The organism is Novosphingobium aromaticivorans DSM 12444, assembly GCF_000013325.1.
In the GTDB taxonomy this organism is placed as follows: domain Bacteria; phylum Pseudomonadota; class Alphaproteobacteria; order Sphingomonadales; family Sphingomonadaceae; genus Novosphingobium; species Novosphingobium aromaticivorans.
Genome location: NC_007794.1, coordinates 2923908 through 2936492 on the forward strand (window position 1 = coordinate 2923908; position 12585 = coordinate 2936492).

Here is a 12585-nt window from a genome sequence, read left to right on the forward strand (position 1 = left end):
GCCTCGCCCGGCCATGGCCGACCTGCGCATACTGCTGCTGCTGCCTGTCCTGCTACTCGTGCAGGCATCCGCCAGTGCGAACGAAATCCGGCCAGAAGACATCGCCTCGGTCCGGGTTGAGAAATCCGCCCGCCGGCTGCTCCTGCTAGACGCGGACGGCGCGACCCTGCGGTCGTTCTCGAACATCCAGCTTGGCGACGCGCCGCTCGGGCACAAGCGTTTCGAGGGTGACGAGCGTACGCCTGAGGGACGTTACGTCATTGACCACGGAAACGCGCGGAGCGCCTACCATCTGTCGCTCCATATCTCCTATCCCGACGCCAGCGACCGCGCCTACGCTGAAGCCCGGGGACGCTCGCCCGGCGGCCAGATATTCATTCACGGGCAGCCGAACTCGCTAGCCAGCGGACGCATCGAGGGCGATTGGACCGATGGGTGCATTGCGCTCTCGAACGCGGAAATCGACGAGATCTGGGCGCTTGTAGGTGATGGCACGCCCATCGAGATCGTGCCTTGATCCAAAATCGAGGTAATCGATCTTGACCTGACCCCTGTTTGTTCCACACCTGTTCGCACTAGGTGGGATTACTCAGGGGTAAGCGCGATGGGGCAGGTACTGGCAAGTTTCGATTTTCCCGCAGACGATGTTGCACTGCTGGCCCCCTGCTCGCCCTTGGCCGTGGCGATTTTCGCGGACCGTCCCTACCTGCGCACCGAAATGGCGGAAGATGCGGCCGCCGCCGGCCTCCGGGTCACCCGCACGGCGGGCCTGCGTGCCCTGCTGGAAGAACCGGAACAGCCGCTGGGCGATCTTGTGCTCGTCGATTGCCCGGTGATCGAATCTGCCGACATTGCCGCGCTTGCCCGGCTCGACATGCGGGCTGCGCGTACCGGGGCCCGCCTCGTCGTCTCGACCAGCATGGGCTCGCTCGACGACGTGTTCGGTTCTCTCGACCAGTGCGATCCCCAGATCCTGGTCAGCCCGAGCCGCGCGGATCGCGTGATCGCCCTTGGCCGGCTGCTGACTTCTGACGGCGCGCGGGTTCGCGAACTGTCGGATCATGACCGCATTTCCCTGCTGCGCCTGACCGAACAGGTTGCGCAGATCGCCCAGAGGCTGGAAACGCTGTCTTCGCCCGGCAACGGCAACCAGACGGTCGAAGCGCCGGCCTTCGGTTTCGGTGCCGAAAGCCTGCGGGACGAGGCCAGCCGCCGCCTCGTCCGACCGGCCCGCGCCTCGCTTCCCGATCCCCGTCTGGTCCGCAAGATCATCCGCCAGCGCCAGATGCGCGCGCGCTTCTTCGAAGGGGATCTCTTCGCCGATCCCGCGTGGGACATGCTGCTCGATCTCACCGCCGCCCGCGCGGAACACAAGCGCGTGTCGGTCACTTCGCTCTGCATCGCCTCGGGCGTTCCGCCGACGACGGCGCTGCGCTGGATCGGCCAGATGACGGACTGCGGCCTCTTCGCCCGTTGCGAAGACGACAGCGACCGCCGCCGCGCCTTCATTTCCCTGTCCGACAAGGCCGCCGAAGCAATGTCCCACTACTTCGCCGAAGTGGAAACGGCAGGCCTGCTGATCTGACCGAAGCGGGCCGACACGACCCGCCTCGATCACCTCGCCTGCCGCGTCCGCCCCGCCGTCACGCCCGGCAGGCGATCGGATTGGGCGTCGGTGCGGCCACCCGCGTCAGCCGGTTGCTATCGCGGTGGTGGAAGGGTTCGGCCTGTCCCTTGATCGTCATCACGGTGTCCTGTTCGTAGGACCAGGTGCCGTCGTCGTGGACGGTGACCGTGATGGTGAAGCTGTCGGTGCGGAAGTTCTCTTCCAGATAGGGGTTGGAGCAGATCCCGAAGGCCGTGTCCCCGCGCTGGGCGGAAAGCGTGAACGTGCGCGAATCCGCGCTCGCCGTGCCTACGGCCAGGACGGTCTGCCCGCGCGGAATCGTCAGGCTGTGCATGACCCGGTCCTCTGCCGGCTCCCACAGCCAGTACCCGACCTGATCGTGATAGGTGGCGTCGTCATCCGGCTGGCTCATCCAGGCGTGGTATCGCAATCCATAGAGAAGCTGCGGTCCGTTGGCGCCGGGGTCGACCGGTTCCAGCTTGATCCGTTCGAAGTACGGTGCGGTACGGGCGCCTTCGCGCTTGGGGGCGATATCGACGCCGCCTTGTCCTTCCCACGTGCCAGCAAGCGCGGCCAGCGGCCCGAGGCATGCCAGGGTGTCGCAGTTCAGTTCTGCCGGTTCAGCATAGATATCAGTACCATAACTCATCGCATTCCCCCTCTGCCCGCCTGCCGAGCCATCCTGCACATGAGAATTGCCGGGCGCCTTGACCGCGATCAACCCCGGATTCCACCGAAAACCCGAACGGCACCTAAAAGCACCTAACCGCACGCGGGAAGCCGATAGCCGCTCGCGCAGGCTCCCGAAAAGCGCGCAAAAACAGGCTTCGCCCCCTGCCCCGGCGTCTCCTGCCGTCAGCCGCCGCGCTTGCGGAAAATCGTGCCGCGAAGACGTCCAACACGCCAGCATCTCCGCTCGCTCGCCTGCTAGCGTCCCCGCAGTATCAACTTGCAGAGCCCGCCATGACCGCTGCCGCCGACACCATCCGCTCCTTCATCGACCTGCGCGATTTCGCTGCCCGCACCGACCTGCCCGCAGCCACCGGCGACGGGGCCTGGACCGCGAACCGCACGTCGCTGCCCCTGCCCGAAGGCCCGGTTTCCATCGCCGTGCTGCGCCTTGGCGGCAAGGGCGCGGAAGCGGCGTTGGCGGCCGACGAGTTCGTCATCGTGCTGGAGGGCGCCCTGCTGGTCGAACACCATGGCGAAGCGTTTGAAATTCCTGCCGGAAAAAGCGCGGTGATCCCGGCTGGCGTAGCCTTCGACTGGACCGCGCGCGCCGCAACCACCGCCGTGGTCATGCGCTGCGCCAGCGGCCCCGCCGGCGCGGACAAGCCTGTTCCGATCGACGAGAGCGCCGAATTGGCTCCCTCGGGCGCGCCGCTCGCCGAACTGCTGGTCGGCCCCACCCCGTCCTGCCGCAACTTCACCGACTACCGTTCGGAAAATGGCGAATTCGTGTGCGGGACCTGGGATTCCACGCCTTATCATCGCCTGTCGATGCCCTACCGGCACTACGAGCTGATGCACCTCCTGCAGGGCGCGGTGACTTTCGTCGATGGCGCAGGGCGGGAAGCAACCTTCGGGGAAGGCGACGTTTTCCTGGTCGAACAAGGCGCCCATTGCTCTTGGGAAAGCCGCGTCCACGTGAAGAAGGTCTACGCGATCTACCGTCCGGCTTCCTGAGGGCGGTCCAGCTCCGCGCGCAGCTTCGCCAGGACTTCGGCGTCGCTGTCCGCCGGCGAGATCGTGTCGCGAAACTCATCATCGCGGCTGTAAATCAAGGCGTTGGTCGTGTGCTCGATCGTGTAGCCGATCAACGCGGAATCATTGCGCCTGACGTAGATCGCCGCGCTGTCGGCGACCTTCTGGATCACCTCGGGACTGCCGGTAAGCGCCACGATGGGCGTGCCGATCTCCTGAACGAAGCGGCGCAATTTTTCGGGCGTGTCGCGCTGCGGGTCCACGGTGATGAACACGATCCGCAGTTCGCGGCCTCGCCGTCCGAGCGCCTGCCTCGCCCGCGCCAGTCGCGACAGCATGAGGGGGCACTGGTCGGGACAGCTGGTGTAGCCGAAGTATATGACATAGGGCCGCCCCCGCAGGCTGGCCCGGTCGAACAGCGAACCATCGGTCGCGACAAGGCGGTAGCGGCCATTCTCGTCGACGCTCGAAGGAGGCAGATCGACCTGGAGCAGCGCCCACGCAAGCAGAACCGCGCCAACCACCGCTGCGACAATGCACGCAATGATGGCGACGGTGGTTCGGGTACGCGAGGGGGAGGAACTGCCCTTCCTGCTCATGCGCAACGGATAGAGCCAGAGATACGTAATGTCACGTAGGCGCCCGCATTTTAGTCCGCCGTCACCAGTTTGTACGCGATGATAGCGCGGCCATTGGCGGGTACCAGTAAGGGAAACACCGACCGACCGTTTTCGCGCCGCAACCTGCCCGAAACCGCGGACACGCGCGTGGCCGGCGCGCTCGCGATCCGCGCCTCGAAGCGGACCGGCACTGGCCGCGCATTGCCTACCGTCAGCCGGATCGTGCGCGACCGCGCCGACTGCTGGACAACTTCCGTCACGGCAGACACCTGCCCCGAATTGCCGAGAAGGATCTCCACGTCCTCGCCTTCCGCGCGATCGTCCAGACCGCCTTCGCCGACCAGAAGCATGGCATCGCCGTGCGGTTCGAACACCGTCACCGGTCCGCCGGGCAGAGGCAGCCCCAGGCCTTCCTCCCGGCGGTTGCGGGTACGCAACATCTGCCGGACTTCGCGGATACTGTCTTCCCACACCTCGGCGCGATAGAGCACTTCCATCTTCACCGCCTTGCGTTCGGCAAGCGCGACCTGCTTCTGCGCGTTCGCCGCGACCGTGACGGGGACCGGAACCCGATAGAGCTTGAGATCGCCCAGTTCTTCCTGCCGGACGGTAACCGGCGCGTTAATCGGCATCGCACGCTGGGCGGTAACGACGACGTCCGCCATCTCCGCCATCGGCGCCATGGCGGGAGCCGGCGGCGGCGCGGGCATGGGGACCGACGCGGGAAGGTAAGGCGTGAGGTAGCAACGCAGGACAAGCTCTCCTCCGCGCGGTTCCACGCCGCGCGTCCCGTCCTCGCGGTTGATCCGGCCAGCGATCACTGCCGCATCGGCATCGGCGAAGCTGGTCGAATCGCTGCTGGCAAGGGTGACCCAGGCGGAGATGTCTGCCGTGCGCCCATCGGCATTCATCCGCACAACATAGTTCGACTGCCAGTCGAAGCCCCAGGCGAGGTAGGAAAGCGAAAGCGTGACTTTCTGCGCCGTGGCGGCCTCGGTCTCGATGGACAGGGTCGGCCGGGTCGACAGGTCGCGGGGCGCTTCGGAATAGACGAGTTCGTCGTCGAGTCCGCCGCAACTTGCGGCCTCGAAACCCGCGCCAGTCTGCAGGATCGCCGCGCCATCCGCCCCCGAACGGATCACGGCACGCTCTTCCCCGACCTTCCCCGTGCCCGGCACCGTTCGGCGAAGGATCACCTGCCGACCGAACATGCGCGCGTAGAGGCTGCGCGGGGACAGCAGATCGGCATCCATGTTCTTCTCGCGAACGCCGGACGGAAGGCCTGTCACGATCGCGCTTTCCGGAAAGAGCCCTGCCGCCACGCCCTCGAAGCGGATCGTGGCCTTTCCGGCAGGCACTTCGACCGTGCGCCTTTCGGTGACGAGCGCGTATCCGCCGAGCCAGTCAAGGTCCATCGCGGCGTCGCCATCGCGATCCGGCGCGCGATAGACGCTGACCGACACGCTGTCGGGAGCGGACGAGGTGACGACGTCCTGCGCCAGCACGGCGGCCGGCCACAGTATCGCAACGAGGATGAGCGCGCGGCGCACGGCCGGGGTCAGTAACGCGTGTCGAACTGGACGGTCAGCGTCGCCTCGCCATTGGCGGGCACCGGAACCTGCCAGCTCCGCTCGTCCGCCGAGCGCTGTTCCCCCTTGATGCTTTCCGAGGGCACGCGAGTATCGTGCCACCAGTTGTCGAGGCCGGCCTGGACCAGTTCCACGGTGACGGGCGTGCCGCGCGCATTGGTGACCTTGTAGGTCATCGTCGTGCGCCAGAAGGTCTTTTCCTGTTCGACGATCACTTCCGACGGCGCCTTGCCCGGGGTCGTCACGCGGTATCGGGCGGTACGTTCCCATTCGCCGCTGTCGATGCGGTCGCGCCGTTCCAGGACCGGCTGGACCTTCACGTCGAAAGCCTCGCCGGTCTTCAGCGCAAGGCTGGAACCCATGGGCGTGTGGCCAATGCCGTTCTCGCCGATGAACTGCGGCTGGCCCCGCGCATCGCGCATGTAGACTCGCACGGTCCCGGCGGGAAGCGCATCGCCAAGCCCCCCCTCGCGCGAGGACGAGAAACGCAGCACGGTGTCGACGCTCTGCGGCTCGGCCTGGGTGGATAGCCATCCGTTGCGGAAGTGATAGGCCTTCGATGCCGACGCCCCCGCAACGTCGAGGAAGCTCACCTGCTTCTGCTGGGCATTGGCGACCGTGGTACGGCCCGCGATCGGATAGACATAGAAATCGCCAAGGCTTTCGCGGCTGGCGCTTTCGATGCCGGGACGGTTGCCCGGCATCGCGGGACGGGGGCGACGATAGCCCTGGTCGTACCCCTGGTTGCCATCACCGACGGAGCCGGCGACCAGCAGCACGCGCGCCTTGTCGAAGGTGGTGCCGCTGTTGTTGGACAGCGTGATCCAGCCCTGGACGTCGATCCTGCCTGCGGCCTCATCGAACAGGGCAACGTAATCCGCCTTCCAGCCGAAGCCGCGCGAGAGGTAGTTGAGCGTGACCGGACGGATGCCGGGGCTGGTGGTATCGAGCGTGACCGAAAGCGTCGGCCGGGCGCGCAGCCCCGCCGGCAGCGTCGGAAAGACGACGCGCGCGCCATATGTGTTCAGTACCTCGATGCGGTCACCCACCCGCACGATTGTGCCGCCGTTGTTCGCCAGGATCGTCGCCGTCTCGCGCGTTTCGGCGCCGGTAGCCGGATTGGTGCGCACGAGCGTGACCGTCTGCCCGACGGCCTTGTCCATCAGCTTTTCCGGGGTCAGCAGGTCATAGTCGAAGTTCTGTTCGACAATGCCGGTGCCGCCAGCGTTGAGGGTGACGGTTTCGGGCCGGATCGCGGCGGAGACATCGGGAAACTCCTGCCGGGTGCGGCCAAGCGCGAGGTTCATCTGGCGAACGTCCTGCACGAGCGCGAGGTCGTTGTTATAGATGGTGAGCGAGACGTCGCCCTGGGCTGACTGCGGGGATTGGGCACTTGCCGCGACCGGGACTGTGGCCGGGATTGCGGCCGGGATTGCGGCCGCGACCAGAAACAGGAACTTGTGCATCTTTTCGTTTTCCCCCTCCGGCGGTCCGGCGGCCGAGCCTGCCAGACCGGACGGATCTTCACCAGAGGCAGATCAACGCAGGCTGAACGGCGGTTGCGGCGCGATGCGATAGGGCTAAACAGGAGGAATGGCCGAACATTCCTCACTGCTGCGCGACGGCTTCCTCCTCCTCGGCTTCGCGCTGATCTTCGTGCTGGTGTTCCGGCGCCTGGGCCTTGGCGCGACGCTGGGCTATCTCCTTGCCGGCGCGGTCGTCGGCCCGCAGGTTCTGGGGCTGGTCGGCGATGCGGAGAGCAAGCTGGGCATTGCGGAACTTGGCATCACGCTGCTGCTGTTCCTCGTGGGGCTGGAACTGAACCCTTCGCGGCTGTGGCGGATGAAGCGCGACATCCTCGGCCTCGGCCTGTTGCAGGTGACCGCCTGCGGCCTCGCGGTAGCGGCGATGATCGGACTGACGACAGAGTTCAGTTGGGAAGCGGCGCTGGCGCTGGGCCTGCCACTGGCGCTTTCATCGACCGCGCAGGTGCTGCCGATGCTCCAGTCCTCGGGAAGGCTGCGCACCCCGTTCGGGGAACGGGCCTTCGCGATCCTGCTGTTCCAGGACCTTTCGATCATCCCGCTCATCACGATCATTTCCGCGATGAGCCGCAATCCGGCCGATGCGGGCGGACCTCCGGGCTGGCTGCTTACGCTGTACACCCTGGCGGCGGTGGTTGCGCTGATCGCGGCGGGACGTTTCGTCATCAGGCCGTTGTTTCGCCTGATCGGCAACCTTGGCGAACGCGAGATGTTCGTCGTGGCGGCGCTGTTCACGGTCATGGCATCGGCCGCAGTCATGGAAGCGCTGGGCCTTTCCACCGCTCTCGGCGCGTTCGTGGCAGGCGTGATGCTGGCCGACAGCCCCTATCGCCACGAACTGGAAGCCGATGTCGAGCCGTTCCGTTCGATCCTGCTCGGCCTGTTCTTCCTGGCCGTGGGAATGATGCTGAACCTCCACGCCATTGCCGAGCGGCCGCTGTTCGTGCTCGCCATGGCGGTGGGGCTGATCGCGATCAAGGCGGGAGCCATCTTCCTCATCGGTCTTGCCTTCCGCATGACATGGCGAGGGGCGCTGGCGCTGGGCCTGCTGCTGAGCCAGGGCGGCGAGTTCGGGTTCGTGCTGTTCGCGCAGGCCCAGAACGCGCTGCTGATCGCGCCCGATGCCGCCAGCCTGTTCGGCGCGATCGTGACGCTTTCGATGGCGACCACGCCCTTCCTGATGATGGCCACGCGCGGCATCCGCGAGGAAGCCGAGAGCCCGAAGGGCGAACGGGCTGGCCCCCAACCAGATGGCGCGAACGCGATCATCGTCGGCTTCGGGCGCTTTGGCCAGGGCGTGAGCCAGATTCTGCTCGCCAGCAACATCCCCGTCACCATGGTCGATACCGACATCGAGATGATCGACGTGGCGGCCGAATTCGGCGCGAAAGTCTATTTCGGCGATGGCACGCGCATCGACCTGCTGCGCCAGGCTGGCGCGGACGAGGCGGAGATGATCTTCTTCTGCATGGACGGCGATCAGATGTCGCCCGACCTGGTCGAGGCAGTGCACGAAGCCTTCCCGCGCGCGGCGATCTATGTTCGCGCCTATGACCGGCGCGCGCTTATCCGCCTCAAGGAAACGCCTGCCAGCGCGGTGGTGCGCGAGGTTCTGGAATCGGCGGTGAAGATGGCGCGCATCGCGCTGCACGACGCCGGCCTCTCGGAAGAGGCGATCAACCGCGCCGAGGACATGTTCCGGGCACGCGACAAGGAACGGCTGAGGCTGCAGGTCGAAGCGGGCGACGTGCGGGTGGCACGCGACAGGATCATCACCGAACCGTCTGGCTCATGACCGCAAGCCGCCGTGGGCAAGCCCGGCAAACTTCGGCGCCTGACCCGGTTGACTGCTTGGCCCAAACCGCGCATTAGCGCGGTCGCACAGGGGCGGTTAGCTCAGTTGGTAGAGCATCTCGTTTACACCGAGAGGGTCGGCGGTTCGAGCCCGTCACCGCCCACCATTCAAAAGGCCCGGAAATACTACGTTTTCGCTGCCCTACGGTCAACGATAATCTTGTTGTTGTCGGCGGTAATGGTCAGCGAATGGTCAGCACGCCACCGGGCCGCTTCCTTCTCCACAGACCGGAAGAAACTGGTCAGCGCCTGAATCGCTTTCCGCATCTTGAGCGGATCGCCATGCGCATAGATCTCCGATGTCAGCGCCAGCGTGTCGCCCTGGTCCTTGTGGCCGAGTAGCAGGCTGATCTGCTCGCCCGGGACGTTCGCGTTGCGCAGGTGCGATGCCACAGTGTGGCGAATCGTCTTCGGGACGTGCGTCACTGGAATGCCGAGCTTGGCCCGCGCCGTTCGCCAGAACCGCTTGCGCGACTTCACCTTGTCCAGCTTCCACCCTTCGAGGATCGGCCGCAGCGGCTCGATTGCCGGCACGACGGGATTGCGCTTGTCGGTTACAGGCGCGCCCTCAGGATGCAGATCGATCACCGCTCCGTGCCATTGCTTCGCCGGATCGAATGCCAGTGCCGCATCGGGCCGGGCGCCGGTGGCGATCATCAGCCAGAGCCATTGCTGCGCGCCTTTGTCGTGATCCGAATAGGCGATCAACGCGCCGAGCTGCTTCACGGTGAGCAGGTGCTTGCGGCTCTTCGACCGCAGCGACTTGTCGACGCTGGGCACTCGAGGCGCCTGCGGGATACGTCGGGCGGCCTCGGCATGGTTCAAGGCGGATCGCAGGTCTTCGATATTCCGCTGCACCGCCTCACCGGAGACGCCCTTACTCTTGTGCTTGTAGGTCTTTCCGTCCCACCATTGCAGGTTCCACTCGTGCGGCCCCATGCGCCAGCGACGGAAGCGGGTGACGGAAACCTTATCGATGTCGGCGACGCGCGCGCCGGTTGTCAGTTCATCTTGCTCGAGAAAGCCGACCCACGCACGGAACGACGATTCCACAGTGTCCAGGCGAAGCACGTCGGGCCCATGCTCGTTCACGTAGTTGAGCAACTGCGGGATCAACTCGGCCTCCTCGATGCCCTGCCTTGTCTTGGAGCGTTGCGCTGCCTCGTGGGCGCGCAGGACGGCTTGGGCGCGATCTAGTTCGTCCGTACGGCACTTAGTGCTGCGATAGACAACGGAGCGCGTTCCCGGCTTGTAGGTTGCGATCTGCCAGATGTCTGGTGCGAGCCCATCCCGCCGCTTGTCGAGCCAGAAATCGCCGACGGTGAACTTGTCGCGGGGCATAATTCTTCGGTCTCCGCACGGGATAGGGTCTCAAGCAGGCCGTGCCGGGAAACCAGTTCCCGAATCTGCTCGGAGGTCAAGGTTAGGCCGGTCTCGTTGCGGAGAGCCCGGCGCACCTTCGATGCGATTGCGTGGGCTGTCATGCGCAGATGCCTTCCTTGGTCATGAGACGGGTCATGCTGCACTCCCCCCGTCGGGCGCATCGCGGCCACCACTGAGCGATTTTATGTGGGCATCCGCCGGATTTACGGCATTGCCTGAATATGCTGACGGGAGGGTCAGCGAGGTTAGTTCATGTTCTTTCAGGCTCTTAGCGGTGGGTGGCGCTGCGATGCGAAGGTTCTCGCCGAAATTATGGATGCGCTCCGGCATCAAACCATCGACGTACGCCGGATTATTCGGCGCCAGATTGAAAGCACGGCAGAGGATCGCGAGGCCGGCGGGGAGCCCGAAGAGGCTGCGGCTTTGCGGAAACTTGCGGAGGATATCGACATAGGCACAGTCAGCCCTCCCGATGGCGCTGGCGCGTGTCATTATTAGTGCGCGCCCAGGGCCGGGCGTGTGCCCGTTGGCGCCGCGTGTCGGATTGAGATAGTTCATGCTGCGACCCTCACATCAAGCACCCCGCCCCACTGCTCCGCCATCGCGGCGGCAATGCCCGGAAAGAAGCGGCTTCGCTCCTTTGCCCTGTCCTGCCCGGGCTTCATGCGATGGACGCGCGCGAGCGGCTTTGCTTCGCGCTCAAGGCGGAGCGCCGCACGCGCCTCATCCAGCGTCGCGTAGGTCGGCACCAGCGACGGCAACCCCCGCAGCCACAGGCAGGTGCGCTTCGTCTCCCAATCGCCATACTGCCAGGGCTGCACGGACTGCGCGGCTGGCCTGAAGTTGATGATCCGTTCCTTGGCATGCCGATGCATGACAGGGTTCTCGCAGGCGACGCGCGGCACTGGCGCATTCCACAGCGTCGAGAACAGGTCCGCACCTTCCTCCAGCTCTGCCCACATCTCGTCCCGGGTGCGCCCCGGCGGCGGCGCTGTCAGCCAGCGAACGCCGGAATTGCAGAGCCGGGTGCATGGCGGATGCGCGACGATAAGCATGTCCCAGCCATCGCCAAGGATCTCGCGCACATCGCCGCGATAGTGCCGGTTGCTGCCATCCTCGGCCGGCAGCAGGTCGCAGGACCATGCGTCGAAACCGCGGGCGGTGAATGCGCGCCGGACGGTGCCGCTGTATTCGCAGGCGATCAGGATGCGACTCACGCCACCACCCCCTCAAACCACTCCGCCGCCTCACGGACATCGGCCACGGTGCGCCAATGCGCATGGGCCTGATCGGGAAACTCGCGGCCGACGGCTTCCTCGACCGCGCACTGGAGGCCAACGAGGTCGATCTCCTGCCGGAAGCCGAGGTCGGACAGCAGCGCGTCGGGCGTGACTGCGTGGTGCAGCGCCGGGTTGGTGCGGGCGCGGATGATGGGGAGGATGTCAGGCACGATCAGTCCTTGATCTTGCGGCGCATGAACCGGAGGTCGGAGGCGATGCTGTGCAGCGGCCAGCCAATCCAGATCAGCGCGATGATGGTAAGGAGGATGACGGCGTCGGGGGTCACTCGGAGCGCTCCGCAAGCATAGCGTCGGCAATTGCGTATGCCTGCAACGCCAGATCATCGAGGCCCGGATCACTATCCGGCCTGAAGCGACTGTATACGCAAGCCAAAGCCTGACCCGCGAACCAGTCGCGAAGGGTCATGCCTTCGCGGCCATCACCACCTGCAAATGACCAGTCATTTTGCGTAAATGCAGGCAGGTTCTCGTGACTCATCATTCCTACGGGGCGGCTATCCTCGCGGTCGCCGCCCCGCTCCCTTCGTGGAAAGTCAGTCGATGCCGAGAGCGTTCTTGTACGTCTCGACGACGCATTTCTGTTCGCGGCGGTCGTCGGGCTTCATCTTCCGCAGCCGGACGATGATGCGCATCACCTTGACATCGTAACCGGTGGCCTTCGCCACGGCGTAGACGTCCTTGATGTCGTCGCTGATGCCCTTCTTCTCCTCCTCGAGGCGTTCGATGCGCTCGATGAGCAGGCGCAGGCGGTCGTCGGCGGAATCGGCCATTATGCAGTCCTTTCGGTGGTGGTCTCAGCCCGCGCCCGCGTCCCGGCGTCGGCCTTGGTCCAGCGGGTGAACTGGTTCTTGTCGTTGCGGATGAAGCAGTTCGAGCGGAGGTTCTGGAGCCGGCGGTTGGTCACGTACGCGGCGTAGAGCGCGGCCAGGGTGAACAGCGCGAAGGCGGTGGTGATGAGTTCCAT

The 12585-nt window shown here is 65.5% G+C and carries 15 protein-coding genes and 1 tRNA gene; 5 read left to right on the top strand and 11 right to left on the bottom strand.

Going from position 1 to position 12585, the window contains the following annotated elements; genetic code table 11:
• The first annotated feature begins 13 nt into the window (after positions 1-13).
• On the top strand, positions 14-517 hold the full coding sequence (locus SARO_RS13625) for a L,D-transpeptidase family protein (RefSeq protein WP_011446326.1): 504 nt from the start codon (positions 14-16) through the stop codon (positions 515-517).
• A gap of 87 nt (positions 518-604) precedes the next feature.
• Positions 605-1585, top strand: a complete 981-nt coding sequence (locus SARO_RS13630) for a hypothetical protein (protein WP_011446327.1) — start codon at positions 605-607, stop codon at positions 1583-1585.
• Positions 1586-1643: 58 nt separating this feature from the next.
• Here SARO_RS13630 and SARO_RS13635 read toward each other — a convergent pair whose 3' ends face one another.
• On the bottom strand, positions 1644-2276 hold the full coding sequence (locus SARO_RS13635; protein WP_011446328.1) for an FABP family protein: 633 nt from the start codon (positions 2274-2276) through the stop codon (positions 1644-1646).
• A 314-nt stretch (positions 2277-2590) separates the two neighbouring features.
• Between SARO_RS13635 and SARO_RS13640 the strand changes: the two genes are divergently transcribed.
• A complete protein-coding gene (locus SARO_RS13640; RefSeq protein WP_011446329.1) occupies positions 2591-3313 on the top strand; it encodes a cupin domain-containing protein in 723 nt (240 codons plus the stop codon).
• Here SARO_RS13640 and SARO_RS20275 read toward each other — a convergent pair.
• The 3 genes from SARO_RS20275 to SARO_RS13655 are packed head-to-tail and all read right to left on the bottom strand — an operon-like array spanning position 3295 to position 7006.
• Positions 3295-3930: an SCO family protein gene (locus SARO_RS20275; RefSeq protein ID WP_011446330.1), complete on the bottom strand. Its 636-nt coding sequence runs from the start codon at positions 3928-3930 to the stop codon at positions 3295-3297. The genes SARO_RS13640 and SARO_RS20275 overlap by 19 nt on opposite strands.
• Before the next feature lie 50 nt (positions 3931-3980).
• Positions 3981-5501, bottom strand: a complete 1521-nt coding sequence (locus tag SARO_RS13650) for a DUF4139 domain-containing protein (RefSeq protein WP_011446331.1) — start codon at positions 5499-5501, stop codon at positions 3981-3983.
• An 8-nt stretch (positions 5502-5509) separates the two neighbouring features.
• Positions 5510-7006 (bottom strand): DUF4139 domain-containing protein, encoded by a 1497-nt coding sequence (locus tag SARO_RS13655; RefSeq protein ID WP_011446332.1) that lies wholly within the window; start codon positions 7004-7006, stop codon positions 5510-5512.
• Between the two features lie 127 nt (positions 7007-7133).
• Here SARO_RS13655 and SARO_RS13660 point away from each other — a divergent pair, with 127 nt between their 5' ends.
• Positions 7134-8879 carry a cation:proton antiporter gene (locus SARO_RS13660; protein WP_011446333.1) on the top strand — a complete coding sequence of 582 codons (1746 nt, stop codon included), beginning with the start codon at positions 7134-7136 and terminating at the stop codon, positions 8877-8879.
• A gap of 90 nt (positions 8880-8969) precedes the next feature.
• A tRNA-Val gene (locus SARO_RS13665) sits at positions 8970-9045 on the top strand.
• A gap of 19 nt (positions 9046-9064) precedes the next feature.
• On the opposite strand, the gene SARO_RS13670 is transcribed toward SARO_RS13665, so the two are convergent.
• The 7 genes from SARO_RS13670 to SARO_RS13700 form a co-directional block, all read right to left on the bottom strand.
• Positions 9065-10279, bottom strand: coding sequence for a tyrosine-type recombinase/integrase (locus SARO_RS13670; RefSeq protein WP_011446334.1), 1215 nt, complete (start codon positions 10277-10279; stop codon positions 9065-9067).
• A 174-nt stretch (positions 10280-10453) separates the two neighbouring features.
• Positions 10454-10879, bottom strand: a complete 426-nt coding sequence (locus SARO_RS21075) for a hypothetical protein (RefSeq protein ID WP_011446335.1) — start codon at positions 10877-10879, stop codon at positions 10454-10456.
• Positions 10876-11538 (bottom strand): hypothetical protein, encoded by a 663-nt coding sequence (locus SARO_RS13680; RefSeq protein ID WP_011446336.1) that lies wholly within the window; start codon positions 11536-11538, stop codon positions 10876-10878. Before SARO_RS13680 ends, SARO_RS21075 begins: the two co-directional genes overlap by 4 nt.
• Positions 11535-11771: a hypothetical protein gene (locus SARO_RS13685; protein WP_011446337.1), complete on the bottom strand. Its 237-nt coding sequence runs from the start codon at positions 11769-11771 to the stop codon at positions 11535-11537. The genes SARO_RS13680 and SARO_RS13685 overlap by 4 nt, the downstream gene beginning before the upstream one ends.
• A gap of 112 nt (positions 11772-11883) precedes the next feature.
• Entirely contained in the window at positions 11884-12102 is a 219-nt protein-coding gene (locus SARO_RS21080; RefSeq protein WP_011446338.1) for a hypothetical protein, read from the bottom strand.
• A 52-nt stretch (positions 12103-12154) separates the two neighbouring features.
• A complete protein-coding gene (locus SARO_RS13695; protein ID WP_011446339.1) occupies positions 12155-12391 on the bottom strand; it encodes a DUF2312 domain-containing protein in 237 nt (78 codons plus the stop codon).
• Positions 12391-12585, bottom strand: coding sequence for a hypothetical protein (locus SARO_RS13700; RefSeq protein WP_011446340.1), 195 nt, complete (start codon positions 12583-12585; stop codon positions 12391-12393). Before SARO_RS13700 ends, SARO_RS13695 begins: the two co-directional genes overlap by 1 nt.

Coding starts and splice junctions, on each gene's coding strand:
- SARO_RS13695 (WP_011446339.1), bottom strand. CDS start 12,391: ATGGCCGATTCCGCCGACGACCGCCTGCGCCTGCTCATCGAGCGCATC.
- SARO_RS13700 (WP_011446340.1), bottom strand. CDS start 12,585: ATGGAACTCATCACCACCGCCTTCGCGCTGTTCACCCTGGCCGCGCTC.
- SARO_RS13640 (WP_011446329.1), top strand. CDS start 2,591: ATGACCGCTGCCGCCGACACCATCCGCTCCTTCATCGACCTGCGCGAT.
- SARO_RS13670 (WP_011446334.1), bottom strand. CDS start 10,279: ATGCCCCGCGACAAGTTCACCGTCGGCGATTTCTGGCTCGACAAGCGG.
- SARO_RS13630 (WP_011446327.1), top strand. CDS start 605: ATGGGGCAGGTACTGGCAAGTTTCGATTTTCCCGCAGACGATGTTGCA.
- SARO_RS13625 (WP_011446326.1), top strand. CDS start 14: ATGGCCGACCTGCGCATACTGCTGCTGCTGCCTGTCCTGCTACTCGTG.
- SARO_RS13635 (WP_011446328.1), bottom strand. CDS start 2,276: ATGAGTTATGGTACTGATATCTATGCTGAACCGGCAGAACTGAACTGC.
- SARO_RS21080 (WP_011446338.1), bottom strand. CDS start 12,102: ATGATGAGTCACGAGAACCTGCCTGCATTTACGCAAAATGACTGGTCA.
- SARO_RS21075 (WP_011446335.1), bottom strand. CDS start 10,879: ATGAACTATCTCAATCCGACACGCGGCGCCAACGGGCACACGCCCGGC.
- SARO_RS13660 (WP_011446333.1), top strand. CDS start 7,134: ATGGCCGAACATTCCTCACTGCTGCGCGACGGCTTCCTCCTCCTCGGC.
- SARO_RS20275 (WP_011446330.1), bottom strand. CDS start 3,930: ATGAGCAGGAAGGGCAGTTCCTCCCCCTCGCGTACCCGAACCACCGTC.
- SARO_RS13655 (WP_011446332.1), bottom strand. CDS start 7,006: ATGCACAAGTTCCTGTTTCTGGTCGCGGCCGCAATCCCGGCCGCAATC.